The organism is Terriglobia bacterium (assembly GCA_020073495.1).
In the GTDB taxonomy this organism is placed as follows: Bacteria; Acidobacteriota; Terriglobia; order Terriglobales; family Acidobacteriaceae; genus JAIQFD01.
This window is the reverse complement of record JAIQFD010000003.1, coordinates 573,884-589,074: the sequence shown is the minus strand read 5'-3', so window position 1 is coordinate 589,074 and position 15,191 is coordinate 573,884. Positions and strand designations below refer to the sequence as shown.

General features: G+C 63.3%; 16 protein-coding genes. 9 read left to right on the top strand and 7 right to left on the bottom strand.

Translation table 11 applies throughout. From position 1 onward, the window contains the following. Nucleotides 1-344 precede the first annotated feature (344 nt). Genes LAN37_09955 through LAN37_09945 form a run of 3 tightly spaced genes read left to right on the top strand, consistent with a single transcriptional unit; the run spans nt 345 to nt 2,140 of the window. On the top strand, nt 345-1,217 hold the full coding sequence (locus tag LAN37_09955; protein ID MBZ5647534.1) for a phosphoribosylaminoimidazolesuccinocarboxamide synthase: 873 nt from the start codon (nt 345-347) through the stop codon (nt 1,215-1,217). A gap of 43 nt (nt 1,218-1,260) precedes the next feature. Next, nucleotides 1,261-1,818, top strand: coding sequence for a CvpA family protein (locus tag LAN37_09950; protein ID MBZ5647533.1), 558 nt, complete (start codon nt 1,261-1,263; stop codon nt 1,816-1,818). Between the two features lie 43 nt (nt 1,819-1,861). Next, nucleotides 1,862-2,140: a histidine kinase gene (locus tag LAN37_09945; protein ID MBZ5647532.1), complete on the top strand. Its 279-nt coding sequence runs from the start codon at nt 1,862-1,864 to the stop codon at nt 2,138-2,140. Between the two features lie 70 nt (nt 2,141-2,210). On the opposite strand, the gene LAN37_09940 is transcribed toward LAN37_09945, so the two are convergent. Then, nucleotides 2,211-3,560, bottom strand: coding sequence for a hypothetical protein (locus tag LAN37_09940; protein MBZ5647531.1), 1,350 nt, complete (start codon nt 3,558-3,560; stop codon nt 2,211-2,213). A gap of 341 nt (nt 3,561-3,901) precedes the next feature. Between LAN37_09940 and LAN37_09935 the strand changes: the two genes are divergently transcribed. The 3 genes from LAN37_09935 (at nt 3,902) to LAN37_09925 (ending at nt 5,629) form a co-directional block, all read left to right on the top strand. Beyond that, a complete protein-coding gene (locus LAN37_09935; GenBank protein MBZ5647530.1) occupies nt 3,902-4,630 on the top strand; it encodes an SDR family oxidoreductase in 729 nt (242 codons plus the stop codon). Nucleotides 4,631-4,737: 107 nt separating this feature from the next. Continuing rightward, nucleotides 4,738-5,031, top strand: coding sequence for a YtxH domain-containing protein (locus LAN37_09930; protein ID MBZ5647529.1), 294 nt, complete (start codon nt 4,738-4,740; stop codon nt 5,029-5,031). A 73-nt stretch (nt 5,032-5,104) separates the two neighbouring features. Continuing rightward, nucleotides 5,105-5,629 carry a hypothetical protein gene (locus LAN37_09925; protein MBZ5647528.1) on the top strand — a complete coding sequence of 175 codons (525 nt, stop codon included), beginning with the start codon at nt 5,105-5,107 and terminating at the stop codon, nt 5,627-5,629. 67 nt (nt 5,630-5,696) lie between these two features. Here LAN37_09925 and mnmA read toward each other — a convergent pair whose 3' ends face one another. Both mnmA and LAN37_09915 read right to left on the bottom strand, forming a co-directional pair. Then, the gene (gene mnmA / locus LAN37_09920; GenBank protein MBZ5647527.1) at nt 5,697-6,809 is read right to left on the bottom strand and encodes a tRNA 2-thiouridine(34) synthase MnmA; all 1,113 of its coding nucleotides are present in this window, start codon (nt 6,807-6,809) and stop codon (nt 5,697-5,699) included. A gap of 116 nt (nt 6,810-6,925) precedes the next feature. After that, on the bottom strand, nt 6,926-8,095 hold the full coding sequence (locus LAN37_09915; GenBank protein MBZ5647526.1) for a cysteine desulfurase: 1,170 nt from the start codon (nt 8,093-8,095) through the stop codon (nt 6,926-6,928). Between the two features lie 123 nt (nt 8,096-8,218). Between LAN37_09915 and LAN37_09910 the strand changes: the two genes are divergently transcribed. Together LAN37_09910 and LAN37_09905 are read left to right on the top strand one after the other, a co-directional pair. Next, nucleotides 8,219-8,764, top strand: a complete 546-nt coding sequence (locus tag LAN37_09910) for a hypothetical protein (GenBank protein ID MBZ5647525.1) — start codon at nt 8,219-8,221, stop codon at nt 8,762-8,764. After that, entirely contained in the window at nt 8,761-9,183 is a 423-nt protein-coding gene (locus LAN37_09905; GenBank protein ID MBZ5647524.1) for a vitamin K epoxide reductase family protein, read from the top strand. The genes LAN37_09910 and LAN37_09905 overlap by 4 nt, the downstream gene beginning before the upstream one ends. 55 nt (nt 9,184-9,238) lie before the next feature. Here LAN37_09905 and LAN37_09900 read toward each other — a convergent pair whose 3' ends face one another. Beyond that, entirely contained in the window at nt 9,239-10,378 is a 1,140-nt protein-coding gene (locus LAN37_09900; protein ID MBZ5647523.1) for a citrate synthase, read from the bottom strand. Nucleotides 10,379-10,588: 210 nt separating this feature from the next. Here LAN37_09900 and LAN37_09895 point away from each other — a divergent pair, with 210 nt between their 5' ends. Beyond that, nucleotides 10,589-12,784: a S46 family peptidase gene (locus LAN37_09895; protein ID MBZ5647522.1), complete on the top strand. Its 2,196-nt coding sequence runs from the start codon at nt 10,589-10,591 to the stop codon at nt 12,782-12,784. An 81-nt stretch (nt 12,785-12,865) separates the two neighbouring features. Here LAN37_09895 and LAN37_09890 read toward each other — a convergent pair whose 3' ends face one another. From LAN37_09890 to LAN37_09880, 3 genes are read right to left on the bottom strand one after another with little or no spacing between them, the layout of a single operon-like run. Continuing rightward, nucleotides 12,866-13,720 carry an amidohydrolase family protein gene (locus LAN37_09890; GenBank protein ID MBZ5647521.1) on the bottom strand — a complete coding sequence of 285 codons (855 nt, stop codon included), beginning with the start codon at nt 13,718-13,720 and terminating at the stop codon, nt 12,866-12,868. Continuing rightward, entirely contained in the window at nt 13,705-14,553 is an 849-nt protein-coding gene (locus LAN37_09885; GenBank protein ID MBZ5647520.1) for an amidohydrolase family protein, read from the bottom strand. Before LAN37_09885 ends, LAN37_09890 begins: the two co-directional genes overlap by 16 nt. 45 nt (nt 14,554-14,598) lie before the next feature. Then, a complete protein-coding gene (locus LAN37_09880) occupies nt 14,599-15,189 on the bottom strand; it encodes an isoprenylcysteine carboxylmethyltransferase family protein (GenBank protein ID MBZ5647519.1) in 591 nt (196 codons plus the stop codon). Nucleotides 15,190-15,191 lie beyond the last annotated feature (2 nt).

Below are 15,191 nucleotides of genomic sequence, written 5' to 3'. Positions count from 1 at the left end.
CCGGCAAGAAAAAGACCTGACCACGGATCTTCACGGATGAGCGCGGATCGGAAAATCAAATCCGTTCCATCCGTGCAGATCTGTGGTTTTGTTCTTGACGGCCCGTGTGAAATTTTATGCGCTCGGTGACCCGCACAGGACGGGCGATTCGCAGAGTTGTTCCGCTGTCAATATCTTTTCACTAGAAAACTTTTGTGACAACGGTCACATGACCTTCCGCCGCGTTGACAAAATCGGACGGGCGATTAGAATACGCGACTGTTCCAGCAAACGAAAAGCTTCCGACCGTGACTCAACAAGCACTCAACCCAGCCCTGCTCCAGACGGACTTCCCGGACCTGGAGATGTACGCCAGCGGGAAGGTGCGGGACATCTACCGCGTGGACAACGAGCACCTGCTGTTCGTGGCCACGGACCGCATCTCGGCCTTCGATTACGTGCTGGGCACAGGGATCCCGCACAAAGGAGCTGTGCTGACGCAGCTCTCGCTGTTCTGGTTCGACTTCCTGAAGGACATCGTGCCCAACCACCTGGTGACGGCGAAGGTGGAAAAGTACCCGCCGAACCTGAAGCCCTACGCGGAGCAGCTGCGCGGACGCTCGATGGAGGTGATCCACGCCGACATGATCGCCATCGAGTGCGTGGTGCGGGGCTACATCTCCGGCTCGGCGTGGAAAGAGTACAAGCAGGGCGGGACAGTGTGCGGCATCAGGCTGACGGCGGGGTTGAAGGAGTCCGACAAACTGCCGGAACCGATCTTCACTCCGGCGATCAAGGCGACCAGCGGGCACGACGAGAACATCTCCTTCGAGGAGATGTGCCAGCGTGCGGGGCCGAAGCTGAGCGCGCAACTGCGGGACATCAGTCTGAAGGTGTACAAGGCGGCGGCAGAATTCGCCGCCCGGAAAGGGATCCTCATCGCCGACACCAAGTTCGAGTTCGGCAAGACAGCCCAGGGCGTGACGCTGGCAGACGAGGTGCTGACGCCGGATTCGTCGCGTTTCTGGCCGGCAGACAAGTACCTGCCGGGCAGGAGCCAGGAATCGTTCGACAAGCAGTACGTCCGCGACTACCTGGAAGAGATCAAGTGGAACAAGCAGCCGCCGACGCCTTCCCTGCCCGAAGAGGTCGCCCGCAGGACCAGCGAGAAGTACCGCGAGGCGTATCGGAGGCTGACGGGCAAGGATCTGGACGAAGCGGCGCCGTGGATCGTTTGAAGCAGTTGCCAGTTGTCAGTTCCCAGTTGCCAGTGAGGACCGGGTGACGGGGACTGATTGGGCGATCGTAGGCGTCATCGCGTTGTCAGTGCTGATGGCGGCGGCGCAAGGGTTCTTTGTAGAGATTTTCTCCCTGGCGGGGGCGATATTGGGATACGTGGCGGCCGCCTGGGGGTACCACCGGGTGGGCGTGTGGTTCGCACCGTACGTGAAGACGGAGGCGATCGCCGACCTGGCAGGATTCTTGACAATACTGTTCGCAGTCATGATCGTGGCGGGGATGGCCGGCCGGATCATTCGCTGGGCCCTGCAAGAGGTCGGACTGCGATGGGTGGACCGGCTGCTGGGAGCGGCCTTCGGACTGGTGCGCGGGCTGGTGATCGTCACCGTGGTGCTGATGGCGCTGGCGGCGTTCGATCCCGGGGCGCGCGCGCTGCGAGATTCGCAGTTCGCCGGATACTTTCTGGTGGCAGGACGGGGCGCGAGCTGGCTGGGACCGGCGGAGATCCGGCGGAAGTTCCGCGAGGGACTGGACGTGCTGCGGAACGGCCGTGCCAAGCCCGAGTCCACCGAACCGAAGAACGGGAAACAACATCCATAACCGCTGCCCAAGCAGCCGAGGCAATCATAGTCAGGAGAAAGTCGTGAAGGACCAGCTCGAAGCGCTCGTCAGCCAGATGTACAAGACCGGCATCCTTTACTCGGAAGCCGTGCGCGAATTCAAGAAACGGTTCATCCTGACCGTGCTGCAGGAGAACCAGGGGAACCAGTGCAAGGCGGCTCGCGAGCTGGGCATGCACCGCAATACTCTTTCACGAACCATCGCCGAGCTGAAGCTCGACGTTCGCGGCCTGCGGAACGGGGTGCGGAGGCCTCCGCGTAGCGCGCGCCCAGTGGCAATGGAGAAGAAGATCGCGAGATAGCCGCTAGCTCCTAGCTAGAGAAAGAAGGCAGCCATTGCAGGCTGCCTTTTGTACTTGCTGCGGAAGCGCTTTAGTTAGCCGGGCGCCGACGGCTGGTGGTCCCCTTCTTGGGTGCGGGCTTGGGGGGCTCCTTCTTGGCGATGAGCTGACCCTCGACCATTTGCATCATGAACGGCTTGGGGGTGTAGCTGTCGGGCTTGGCGATGACCTGAACTTCCTTACCGACTGCGATCTTCGACATCATGGTGGCCGGGATGGGACCGGTCATGGTAACGGTGACATCGGCGCGCTTCTGCTCGATGGCATCGGAGGTGGCGGCAAGGCTGAGCTTCGTCTTGGTCGATTCGATCACCACGGCCGCGAATGGGACCCCGAATCCCTTGATCTGCGACCAGACCTTCTCCTGAGTAGCCGGGTCGCCAGCGGTCAGCACCAGTTCCCACTGCCCGAAATCCATCTTCTTGGGATCGACGGTGCTGGCCAGCTTGGCAGCCTGTTCGGCCGGGCTGGGCGCGGGAGGAACCGCGAAGCCCTGTGGGACGGCATTGCTGGCTGCGGCTGTGGCCTGGGCCAGGAGCTGGTCCCATCCGTCGTCGCCGCCGTGAAACTTGATGTACTTGGCGCGGCCGTACTTGGTGATCGCGGTGAAGCCCGCGGGATTCGCCTTGCTGTAGGCGGCGGCCCGGGCCACATACCAGAGGCCCGTCGGGTTCATCGGATTCTGCTCCAGATCGGCAACGGCCAGCGGATAGACGTTATGCAGACTCTCCGGGGTGGGCGGCTCCAGTTCCACTGCCGCCTGGAGGAACTTAGCGGCGGTGGCGTAGTCCTTGGTCTGCATAGCGGCAAACCCCGCGGCGCCGTTGAAGATGATGGTGGTCTGCGTCTTCAGCTTTTGGAAATCCGCATCGGAAACGCCCTCGGGCTTGGCCATCGTCTGAACTGCCTTCAGCCCCTGCTCACCGAAGGTGCGGGCATCGGCGATGTTCTGTTGCTGGTTCTGACCCGCCTCCGCCGAGGCGCGCGCAAAATACGCCAGCAGCGCCAGAGCACGAATGTTACCCGGATTGACCTGCAGGATCGCTTTGCCAGTCTCGATCGTTTTCTGGAGGTTGTTGGACTGCTGGTAAGCAGTCATCAACTGCTCCAGCGCATCTTCTTTGAAAGCGCTGTTGGGGAACTGGCGGACGAAGTTCTCGAAGCCCTGAATCTTGGATTGAGGATCGGGAGCGTTCAGAGCACTGGTGTAAGCGTTGTACTCGGCCGAGTCCTTGATCTCTTTCTTGGGCGCAGTGGGCGCCTGGGTGGTCTGTCCTGGCTGAGCCGCCTGCCCGGACGGGGCGGACATCCCTAGCGGTGTGGCCTGAGCGGCAACACCAACCACGAGTACCAGGACTATTGCGACGAGCGACTTCTTCATTCGGTGCTCCTCAATGGCAACGGAGAGTGGCGAAGATGACGTCCATTTCCCAGGACGGTACACTCTGGACGCAGGGGTCGTACGGCTCCCCGTGCCCTTCCGGCAAACTGGACAGCGGAGTTTGCCGGATATCCTTGGGCCGACCTGCCCGAGACGCAACGCCAGGGCAGATTACAGAGGGTGGGATTATAAGAATGCCGCCGACCTGATGCAAGCTGCATGCTGGAGTTGTCGCCCGTCTGTCATGGAGTGGGATGCATCCGGGGCCCTTGCTGGATGCGCCGAAGACGCCCCAAAGCCGCGCGGGGCGCTGGTTTTGAGCACCGGGAGGGATCGTATCAATGGCTTATCGAAATGGGAAGCCGCTAGCAGGACAGGTGACGGTCGTAACCGGAGGCGGACGCGGGATCGGCGCCGCCATCGGGGGCAAGCTGGCCGAGTTGGGCGCCGTCAGCGTACTCGCCGGACGCAACCTAGTGCGGCTCAAGGCTGCCGCACGGGCCATACGAAAGGCCGGAGGAGAGGCCGTGACGGTGGCCTGCGACGTCACCGAGCTGCGGTCGGTCGAGGAGCTCGCCCAGCAGGTGGAGAAGGATTTCGGGCGGACCGACATCCTGGTGAACAACGCGGGGGTCGGCGGGTTCGGCGGGCCGCTGCACCAGCTCGCGCCCGAGAGCTGGGACGCGGTGCTGAACACCAACCTGCGCGGCGTGTACTACTGCATCCGCGCCTTCGCGCCGATGATGATCCGCGCCAAGACGGGGCACATCATCAACATCTCTTCCATCGCGGGGAAGAACGCGCTGCCGAACGGGGCGGCGTATGCGGCCTCGAAGTGGGGACTGAACGGGCTGACGTACTCGGTGGCGGAAGAGCTGCGGGCGTATAACATCCGGGTGTCGGTGGTCTGCCCGGGTTCGACGGTGACCGAGCTGAGCCCGCACGCCGGAAAAGACCCCGGAAAGATGCTGCAACCGGGAGACGTGGCGCACGTGGTGGCGATGATCGTGACGCAGGCGCCGCAATCGTTCTCCAGCGAGATCGTGCTTCGGCCGACACTGAAGCCGTAGTCCAGCCGGGACCGCAAAGAACCTGCGGAAGCGGCCCACGGATCACGCCGTTGTCCGCAAGCGTTGTGATACCATCGCCGGGTCTAGATATCCCTCAGGAGGTCATCATGGCCGAGAGCAATGGGAGCAGTTTTGGCTGGTTCCTCGCCGGTTTGGGTTTGGGAGCGCTTCTAGGAGTTTTATACGCGCCCAAGTCGGGCGAAGAGACCCGCCGGGAGATCCGCGACGCCGCCGACGAAGGCCGTGACTACGTGGGTTCGCAGGCACGCCGGGCGCGCGAGCAGGCGACGCAGTGGGCCGACAAGGGCCGCGAGGTCCTGGAGCGGCAGAAGCAGCAATTCTCTTCCGCAGTCGACGCCGGCCGGCAGGCGTACCGGGAAGCTACCGAGAACAAGGGCTAAACACTCTGGCAGACACAGGCGCCCGCCAGCCTTGCGCAAGCGCTGAGGCTGCGGGTCCACCGTGGAGCAGATCATGGATGGCTGGCTGAAGCTGTTCATCGCGGCGACGGCGGTTGCAGTGGTGCTGCAACTGCTGATCCTGCTCGCCATGTTCCTGAGCATCAAGAAGACCACGGAACGTATGGAGAAGATGGTGGCTGAGGTGCAGGCGCGCACGCTCCCCGTACTGGAACAGGCGAATGGCATCCTGAGCGACACGCGGCCTCGGCTGCAGATCATCACCACCAACCTGGCCGAAACCACCGTGCTGCTGAAAAAACAGATGGAGCGGCTGGAGGTCACGGTGGACGACATCGTGGACCGGACGCGGCTGCAGGTGATCCGGGCCGACGAGATGGTGAGCCGCACGCTGGACCGGGTGGAAGAAACCACGGACATGGTGCACCACACGGTGGTGTCGCCCGTACGGCAGGTTTCGGCAGTGATCCAGGGCATAAGCAGCGCGCTAGGAGTCTTCACGGGAAGCACCAAGCGGCGGGCCAGGAAAGAGGGCGAGCGGGCGCGAAAGGCGACCCAGGACGAGGAAATGTTTATCTAGGCCAGAGTGCAGAAATCAGAATGCGGAGACGGCAGCGTGAAAGCGCTGCCGTTTTGCTTGGCGTGACTCAGCAGATCCAGCCGCCGCCCACCACGAGGTCGTCCTGGTAGAAGACAACGGCCTGGCCGGGGGTGATGGCGCGCTGCGGCTCATCGAAGGTGACCAGGACCTCGCCGGCGCCGTGACGCTCCACGGTAGCCGGAGCGGGCTCGTGGCGGTGGCGGATCTTGGCAGTGACGCGCAAGGGCTCGCGCAGATCGGGAACGGCGATCCAGTTCAGGTCGCGTGCGCGCAGAGTGCGGGACCACAGCTCGTCGTCGTTGCCGACCATTACGCGGCGATTTGCGCCGTCGATCTGGATGACGTAGAGCGGCGAGCCCGTCGCGACACCCAGGCCCTTGCGCTGGCCGACGGTGAAGTTGTGGATGCCGTGGTGCTCGCCAATTACTTCCCCGCTGGTCGTGACCAGCTCGCCCGCGGTGTCGGGCTGCGCCTCGCCCTGCTCGGCCAGGTAGGCGTCGAGGAAGCGCTTGTAGTCGCCGCCGGGGACGAAGCAGATCTCCTGGGAGTCGGGCTTCTCGGCAATTGCGAGGCCATGCTCGGAGGCGATACGGCGGACGTCGGGCTTGGTCAGGCTGCCCAGCGGAAAGAGGGTGTGCGCGAGCTGCTCCTGGGTGAGGCCGAACAGGAAGTAGCTCTGATCCTTGGCGCGGTCCACGGCGCGGTAGAGCAGCCAGCGGCCGAGCTCGGCCGAATACTCGACGCGGGCGTAGTGGCCGGTGGCCAGCAGGTCGGCGCCGATCTGCCGGGCGGTAACCAGGAACTGGTCGAACTTGAGATGGTTATTGCAGAGGCTGCATGGGATGGGAGTGCGGCCGGAGAGGTATTCCTGGACGAAGGGGCGCACCACGTCGTCCTCGAAGCGGCGCTCGAAATTCACCACGTAGTAGGGGATATGAAGGTGTTCGGCGACGCGGCGTGCGTCGTAGACGTCGTCGATGGAGCAGCAGCGGCCGGTGACCGCTTCGGGCATCCCGTCGTGCCCGGCGAGGCGGCGCTGGTTCCAGAGCTGCATGGTCAGGCCGATGACGTTGTTTCCCTCGGCGCGCAGCATGGCCGCGACGGTGGAGGAATCCACACCGCCCGACATGGCGACGGCGATGGTCTTGACGGCAGCCACTAGCTGCTAGCTCCTAGCTTCCAGCCCAAAAGATGAAAATAGCCGCTGAAAGAGCGGCGTCGGCGCACATCCCTTCTTACCAATTATACCCGGCCCCGGACTTCGAGACGGCGCGCCTAGCGGCTAGCAGTTAGTGGCTTCTTGTACAGCGGCGAGAGCTCGCGCAGGCGGGCGACGGTCTCGGGAAGGATGGAGAGGGCGGAGTCGATGTCATCGGCGGTGTTCTGCTTGCCCAGGCTGAAGCGGAGGCTGGCGCGGGCGCGCTCGGGCGGCAGACCCATGGCAGTCAGCACGTGGGAGGGCTCGATGGCGCCGGAAGAGCAAGCCGCGCCGGTCGAAACCGCCAGTCCCTTGAGGTCGAGCGCAATGACCAGGGCCTCGCCCTCGACGAAATCGAAAAAGATATTGGTCGTGGTGGGCACGCGAGGCGCTCCGGCGCCATTCACGCCGACAGACTCGACGGTCGCCTTGATGGTGCCCTCCAGGCGGTCGCGCAGGGCAGCAAAGCGAGCCGCATCGCCGCGGGCGAGCGATTCGCATGCGATCTCGGCGGCCTTTCCCAGAGCAACGATGCCGGGGACGTTCTCCGTGCCGGCGCGGCGCGAGCGCTCGTGGCGTCCGCCGTAAAACAGCGGCTGGAGCAGCGTGCCGCGGCGCACGTAGAGAGCGCCGATGCCCTGCGGGGCGTGCATCTTGTGCCCGGAGATGGAAAGCAGGTCGCAGCCGATCTTCTTGACGTCGATGGGGACCTTGCCGGCGGCCTGCACGGCGTCGGTGTGGAAATAGACGTCGGCTTCGGCGGCGATGCGGCCGATCTCCTCCACCGGCTGGAGCACGCCGGTCTCGTTGTTGGCCATCATGATGGTGATGAGCTTGGTGTTGGGACGCAGGGCGCGGCGGACGTCGCCGGGATCGACCTGGCCGCGCGAATCGACCGGAACCTCGGTCAGCCCGCAGCCGCGGTCGCGCAGCGCGTGACAGGCGTTCATGACCGCGTGGTGCTCGATGGTGGAGCTGATGATGTGGTCGCCGGGGCCAACCACGCCGAAGATGGCCAGGTTGTCGGACTCGGTGCCGCCGCTGGTGAAAACGATCTCGGCGGGACGCGCGTGCAGCATCAGGGCGACGGACTCGCGAGCGCGCTCCACCGCCGCCCGCGTCTGCTGGCCGTGGTGGTGGATGGAAGAGGCGTTGCCGAACTGCTCGATGTAATAAGGGCGCATCGCCTCCAGCACCTGGGGCAGGAGCGGGGTGGTGGCGTTATTGTCGAGATAGACGCGGCGCATGTGCCTTCATTCTACGCCGATGCAGCGCAGCGGGTGCATCCGGCCGACCGCCGGTCGGTGACAACGGTCACACCCTATCGTGCATCTCTCGAATGGCGCCTTCCGTGGTGTAATAGGAGCACGATGCGAACAAGGACGCTGGCCCCTTCCCTGCTTCTACTGGTCTCTGCGGCTGTGCTCCCGTACCTGGTCGCGGGCTGTTCGCGCGATCAAAGGCAGAAAGAGAAGGAGCAGCCTCCAACCCAGGTCCAGGCCGCCAAGCCAGATGCCGCGCCGGCAGCGGTCACCTCCGCCCCCGCCCCGGCGGACCCGCAGCCGGCCAAGGCACCGGCGCGCGAGCCCGCCAAGCGTAAACCTCACGCCGCCCAGCCGGAGACGGGATCGCCGATGGACAAGTTCGCCAAGTGCCTCAGCGAGCAAGGGGCGGCGATGTACGGCGTGTTCTGGTGCGATCACTGCCGCGAACAGAAAGAGAAGTTCGGAGATTCGTTCCAGTACGTGAAGTACGTCGAGTGCGTGGCCCCGGACGCGCCGAAAACGCTGATTCCCGAGTGCAAGGCGCAGGGAATCAAGCACACGCCGACGTGGGTCTTCCCCGACGGCGAACACATCGAGGGCGTGATGGGGATCGATCAACTGGCGATGAAGACGCACTGCAAGTTGCCATGACGCGACCGTCAAAGCTGTCGATCGCCATCGTCGTGTTCGCGCTGGTGGGGATCGCGCTGTCGGCGATCTCGATCGTGAACCACTACCGCACCGACCCGACCTCGTATTGCAGTTTCGACGAGAACTTCGATTGTGACATCGTGAACCGCAGCATCTATTCGAGGTTCCTGGGCGTGCCGGTAGCGCTCATTGGACTGGTGGGGTACGTCGCGACCGCCGTCCTGGCGCTGGTGCGGCGGCGGGCGGCTTCCATCCTGCTCTTCACCGCGTCCCTGGCCGGCCTGGGATTCTCCCTCTACCTGACCTACATCGAGGCCCGTGTGCTGCACGTGTGGTGCATCCTGTGCCTGGGCTCGCTGGCGATGATCGTGCTTATCACGGCCTTCGCGAGCGTACGCCTGGCCCAACGAGAAGCCTGAACCAGGAATGAAGAGACGCCGTGACGGGCGTCTCTACCGATGTATTCCCTTCCCCTTAGGGCCGCCGGTCGATGGGCGTGTAGTGCGTCGGGTAACTGGGCCCGATGTACTCGGCGCGCGGGCGGATGAGGCGATTGTCGGCGAGCTGCTCAAGAACGTGAGCCGTCCAGCCGGAGATGCGCGACACCGCAAAGATGGGCGTGAAGAGGTCGGTGTCGATGCCCAGGGTGTGGTAAGTGGAAGCGGAATAAAAATCAACGTTCGCGTTGAGCTTCTTGTCCTTGTTGAGGAACTCCTCGATCTTGCGGGAATACTCGTACCACTTGGCCTGACCGCCGGCGTGTCCGAGGTCGTGCGACATCTGGCGGAGGTGCGTGGCGCGCGGATCCTCGGTGCGATAGACGCGGTGACCGAAGCCGGGCACTTTTTTCTTCTGCGCCAGCATACCCTTGACGTGCTCGACCGGGTCGGCGCCCGACTGGTCGATGCTCTGGAGCATCTTGAATACGGATTCGTTGGCGCCGCCGTGCAGCGGCCCCTTGAGGGCGCCGATGCCGGACGTGATGGCGGAGTGCATGTCGGATTCAGTGGCGGCGGTGACGCGCGCGGCAAAGGTCGAGGCGTTCAGCTCGTGGTCGGCGTGCAGGATGAGGGCGATGTCGAGGGCGCGCTCGGCGGTGTTCGAAGGCGGCTCGCCGCTGAGCATGAGGAGGAAATTGGCGGCGTGCGCGAGCGACCGGTCGGGCTCGACGAGCTGCTTCCCTTTCCGGATGCGGTCGTAATACGCCACCAGCATGGCGATCTGGGAGGTCAGGCGGATGGCCTTGTGGAGGTTGGCCTCGCGGTCGTTGTTCTTCTCCTCCGGATCGTAGAAGGAAAGTGCGGAAACGGCAGTGCGCAGCACGTCCATGGGCAGCGCGTGACGTGGGGCCTGGCGCAGCAGGGTGACGATGGAGGGGTCCAGCTTGCGCTCGCCGGCAAGGGCGTCGCGGGTCTCGCTCAGCTCACGGCGGGTGGGAAGCTTGCCGAACCAGAGCAGGTAGCAGGTCTCCTCGAAGGTCGAGTTTTCGGCCAGCTCGTGGATATCAATGCCGCGATATGCGAGCACGCCCTTCTCGCCGTCGATGTAGCAAATGGCGGAATTAGCGGCGACGACGCCTTCCAGACCCTTGGCCGGGGGTGTGACCGTGGACATAGGGAGCCTCTCGTACCCTTCGATGAATAAAAGCGCGGAAACGTCACCCGGCAAGGTGACGCACGTCCTTCCCACACCAATCTTTTCTTATACCTCAAGAGGGACGCCTAAGGCGAGTCGCGGGTGGCGCGAGCCGGGAGCGGTCACGTATCATCAAAGGTTGGCCTAATCCCGGCGGAAATCTTTGAGGCCGCCTTAATGGAGAATCTAATGATCAAACGAGGGTTCCTGTACGTACTCATTCTCGCCTTATGGGCAGGGACAGCGGCGGCGGACGAAGGTATGTGGCTGTACAACGCCTTCCCCGTCGCTAAGGTGAAAGCGAAATATGGTTTTGAGCCGACGCAGGCGTGGCTTGACCACGCGCAAAAGTCGTCGGTGCGGTTCAACAGCGGGGGTTCGGGGTCTTTCGTCTCGGCCGATGGCCTCACCTTCACCAACCACCACGTCGGAGCGGATTGCATCCACGAACTCTCCACGGGCGGCAAGGATTACATGAAAACCGGTTTCTACGCGGCAACCAGGGCGCAGGAACCCAAGTGTCCCAACCTCGAACTGAATGTACTGATGAAGATCGAGGACGTCACCGACCAGGTGAGCGCGACGGTGAAGCCCGGAATGTCGGACGCCGAGACCGGCGTGGCCCAGCGCTCGGCCATGGCGAAGATCGAGAAGGACTGCACCCAGAAGACGGGCTTGCGTTGCGACGTAATAACGCTGTACTCGGGCGCCAAGTTCCATCTCTACCAGTACAAGAAGTACACAGATGTACGCCTGGTGTTCGCGCCGGAGTTCGATACCGCATTCTTCGGTGGAGACTCCGACAATTTCGAATATCCGCGGTACGATCTCGATATCAGCTTTTTCCATATCTACGAGAACGATAAGCCGGCAAAGCTCGACAATTACTTTAAGTGGTCCACGACTGGGTTGAAGGAGGGCGACCTGATCTTCGTCTCCGGACATCCGGGCTCGACCCAGCGCCTCTACACCATGGAGCGGCTCGCGTTCCTGCGCGACGTCCAATATCCGTGGTACCTCAAGAACTACAAGCTGCGCGCCGATGCGATGAAGGCGTTCGGAGCGCAGTCGCCGGAGAAGTACCGCGAGGTCCAGGAAGAGATCTTCGGCGTGGAGAACACGCTGAAGGCCTTTCGCGGCGAGAATGCGGGCGTCAATGACAAGGAATTGATGGGCAAGAAGGCGGCGGAGGAGAAGCTACTGCGCGCCTCCATCGAAGCCGATGCCAAGAAAACGGCGGAATTCGGCGGGGCCTGGGGCGCCATCGCCAAGGGAGTGCAGGTGCACCGCGAAATCTTTCTGCCCTACATGTACCTGGAATACCGGCGCAACGGATTTCGTGGCGACCTAGCGGCATTTGCGCGCACCCTGATCCGCGTCGTGGTCGAAAAGCAGAAACCGAACGGAGAGCGGCTGCGCGAGTATCGCGATTCCAATCTCCCATCCATCGAACAGGACCTGTTCTCCACCGCGCCGGTGTACAAAGACCTGGAGACTGCGCGCCTGACCTTTTCGCTGGAGAACATGCGCGACGTCCTGGGCGCGGACAATCCAGTCGTTCAGAAAGTCTTGCAGGGCCGCACTCCCGCCGAGGTGGCAAAGGCCGCGGTCGAAGGGTCGAAGCTGGACGACGTCGCTCTCCGCAAGCAGCTCTACGAGGGCGGCGAGGCACCGGTCAACGCCAGCCAGGACTCGATGATCCAACTCCTGCGGTCGATCGAGCCGGAAGCGCGGGCGGTCCGCAAGCGCTATGACGACGAGGTGGACTCCGTGTTCCGCAAGAACGGAGGCCTGATCGCGCGAGCGCGGTTCAGCGAGAGTGGCTACAACCTGCCGCCCGACGCCACTTTCACCCTGCGCCTCAGCTACGGCGCGGTGAAGGGCTACGTCGAGGACGGACAGGGCAACGTGGCCGCCAAGGGCGAGCACGTGCCTTACTTCACGACCATGGGAGGCGCATTCGCGCACGCCGCCAAGCATGACAACAAGCCGCCATTCCGGCTGGCGGAGAGCTGGATGAAGGCGAAATCCAAGCTCAACCTCTCGACGCCACTGAACGCCGTGGAGACGGCGGACATCATCGGCGGCAATTCGGGCAGCCCGGTGTTCAACAAGAACGCCGAAGTCGTCGGGATCATCTTCGACGGCAATATCCAGTCGCTGCCGTGGAATGCGCTGTACGACGACAAGGTGGGCCGCGCGGTGCATGTGGATTCGCGGGGCATCATCGAGGCGCTGCGCACCATCTACCACGCCGACGCGCTGGCCAATGAGCTGACCGGTGCACCGGCCGCGGCAACAAAGCCGGCGGCTCCGGCGAAGAAGAAAGGCAAGTCGGCCAAGGTGAGCCAGGAGGACAACACCCACCCGGTTCCGAAGCAGTAAGAGTGGTTTGTTCTTGCAGGGCGGGCTCGGGCCCGCCCTTTTTCTTTGTTGGTTCACCCGCCTCGGTCAGCGGAGAAGAAGTCAGGCAGGCCAAATGGCCAGCGCGGTGCCCGTCAGGATCTGCTGTTTTGCCGCGTCCGCGAGAGGGAGGGCACGGAAGTCGTCGAGGTTCTGCTTGATGTCGGGCACGCCCGGACCAGGCCAGTCGGTGCCGAACAGAGTCTTGCTCGCGATCTCGTGCAGCCGCGGAAAATACTTGAGCAGCGTCTTGGGCGGAATGCCGCTGATGTCGAGGAAGACGTTGGCGTGCCGCCGCACCAGGAAGAACGCGGTGTGCATCCATAGCGGGCGGCCGCCGTGCGCCAGCAGGATCTTGAGCCTGGGGAAGTCCACGGCGACGTCGTCCACGTACATGGGGTCGCCATACTTGTTGCGGGCGCCGGGGAAGATCGACGTCCCGGTGTGGAACATGACCGGGATGCCATTGGCCTCGGCAGCGCGGTAGATGATCTCCAGCTCTTTCACGCCGATAAGGTAGTCGTTGGGAAAGAGCAACTGGTGCGGCGGATGGATCTTGATCATGCGGATGCCGAGCTTCAGCAGTTGCTCGACGTCGGCCATGATGTTCTGCGTGTGCCTTGGGTGCAGCGAACCGCAGGGGATCAGCCGCTTGGGGTCCTCCTTCACGTAGTCAGCGACGAACTGGTTCACGCCGCTGGTGAAGCCGATCACCTCCGGCGCGACATAGTTGATGAGCACGGCGCGGTCGAGGCCACAGGCGTCCATGTGTTTCAGGAATGACTTGGGCGAGCGGCAGAATTCCTCGATCTGGGCGAAGTTCTCCCGCTTCTTCTTCATCGCCTCCAGCGCGGCGGGCTTGAACATCTCCACCGGCTGGATGTGGATGTGGCAGTCGGTGATCATGCCTGTGGCCAAATCTTCAGCGCCGTGCCGCCGAGGATCTGCTCCCTGGCGGAGCTGGAGATTGGGAGAGCCTGGACCGCATCCAGGTTCTCACGGATGTCCTGCACGCCAGGGCCCGGCCAGTCGCTGCCGAACAAGGTCTTACCGGCGATCTCCTCCAGGCGCGGGAAATATTTCAAGAGCTGTGATGGCGGGATGCTGCTGATGTCGAGATAAACATTGGGATGGCGGCGCACCAGGAAAAATGCCGTATCCATCCACAGCGGCCGGCCGCCGTGCGCCATGATGATCTTCAGCTTGGGAAAGTCCACAGCCACGTCGTCGATGGCCATGGGGTCGCCGTACTTATTGCGCGCGCCGGGGAAGATCGAGGTCCCGGTGTGGAACATGACAGGAATGCCGTTGGCCTCGGCCGCGCGGTAAAGGATCTCGAGTTCCTTCACGCCGCGCAGGTAGTCGTTGGGAAACAGGAGCTGGTGCGGCGGGTGGATCTTGATCAGCCGCAGGCCGAGACGGACGATCTCCTCCACGTCCGCCATCACGTTTTTGGTGTGCTTGGGATGAAGGCTGCCGCAGGAGATCAGGCGCTTGGGGTCCGCGCTGGCGTACTTGGCTGCCACCGCATTCAGCCCCGCCGGGTAGCCGGTGACCTCGGGCGAGGCGGAATTGATGAGCACCGCGCGGTCGATCCCCTGCTGGTCCATGTATTCCAGAAACGCCTTGGGCGAGCGCGTGAATTCCATGACTCGATCGAAATCGAGCTGCTGGCGCTTCATCAGCTCCATGGCCGGCGGGCTCAGCAGCAACTCGAACGGCTGGATATGGACGTGGCAGTCGGTGATCATTCCGGATCGCACCCGCAAGCAGTACGTGGTTCTCTGGCAGAGACACTATAAACGAGGAAGCAGAGCGGGAACCCGCCGTCTGTATTCCTCGAACTCCTCTCCGAACTGTGCGCGGAGAAGCTTCTCTTCGGTGCGGACGCGGATGGTGAAACCGATCAGATAAATGACGATGGCACCCAGCAGCATCGGCCAGGTGGCGAACGCGAGGCCGGTGGCGATCAGCATGCCGAACATCCCGGTGTAGATGGGGTTACGCATCCAGCGGTACGGGCCTTCGACGATGAGCCGATGTCCTTCGATGAGGCGAGCCTGGACCGCCCACTGCCGACCGAGGGTGTGCACACTGATGAGGACCAGCCAGACAGATGCCGCGGCGATCGCCGCCGTCAGCAGCGCGACGGCGATCTGCCCTGCCAGCGGCATGTCGAAGATGGGCCGGGACCCACCGCGCCGTGAGCCAGCGTACCAGACCATGGCATACGCAATCCCCTTAAGGAAGATGCCCCAGCGCGCGGCCGGGTCGCGCTTGGCGGGAGGAGCACTTTCCGCCGGTTTCTTGCGCAGCAGGAAGATGAGCGCGAAGACACACCAGGACGCGATCACGAACACAACCGGCGCCATCGTCCAGAATCGCATTG

What these genes read in the sequence shown, in the direction of transcription:
- LAN37_09895 (MBZ5647522.1), top strand. Translation starts at nt 10,589, where the DNA reads ATGATCAAACGAGGGTTCCTGTACGTACTCATTCTCGCCTTATGGGCA.
- LAN37_09905 (MBZ5647524.1), top strand. Translation starts at nt 8,761, where the DNA reads ATGACGCGACCGTCAAAGCTGTCGATCGCCATCGTCGTGTTCGCGCTG.
- LAN37_09910 (MBZ5647525.1), top strand. Translation starts at nt 8,219, where the DNA reads ATGCGAACAAGGACGCTGGCCCCTTCCCTGCTTCTACTGGTCTCTGCG.
- LAN37_09940 (MBZ5647531.1), bottom strand. Translation starts at nt 3,560, where the DNA reads ATGAAGAAGTCGCTCGTCGCAATAGTCCTGGTACTCGTGGTTGGTGTT.
- LAN37_09915 (MBZ5647526.1), bottom strand. Translation starts at nt 8,095, where the DNA reads ATGCGCCGCGTCTATCTCGACAATAACGCCACCACCCCGCTCCTGCCC.
- LAN37_09930 (MBZ5647529.1), top strand. Translation starts at nt 4,738, where the DNA reads ATGGCCGAGAGCAATGGGAGCAGTTTTGGCTGGTTCCTCGCCGGTTTG.
- LAN37_09955 (MBZ5647534.1), top strand. Translation starts at nt 345, where the DNA reads ATGTACGCCAGCGGGAAGGTGCGGGACATCTACCGCGTGGACAACGAG.
- LAN37_09885 (MBZ5647520.1), bottom strand. Translation starts at nt 14,553, where the DNA reads ATGATCACCGACTGCCACGTCCATATCCAGCCGTTCGAGTTGCTGCTG.
- LAN37_09925 (MBZ5647528.1), top strand. Translation starts at nt 5,105, where the DNA reads ATGGATGGCTGGCTGAAGCTGTTCATCGCGGCGACGGCGGTTGCAGTG.
- LAN37_09880 (MBZ5647519.1), bottom strand. Translation starts at nt 15,189, where the DNA reads ATGCGATTCTGGACGATGGCGCCGGTTGTGTTCGTGATCGCGTCCTGG.
- LAN37_09900 (MBZ5647523.1), bottom strand. Translation starts at nt 10,378, where the DNA reads ATGTCCACGGTCACACCCCCGGCCAAGGGTCTGGAAGGCGTCGTCGCC.
- LAN37_09935 (MBZ5647530.1), top strand. Translation starts at nt 3,902, where the DNA reads ATGGCTTATCGAAATGGGAAGCCGCTAGCAGGACAGGTGACGGTCGTA.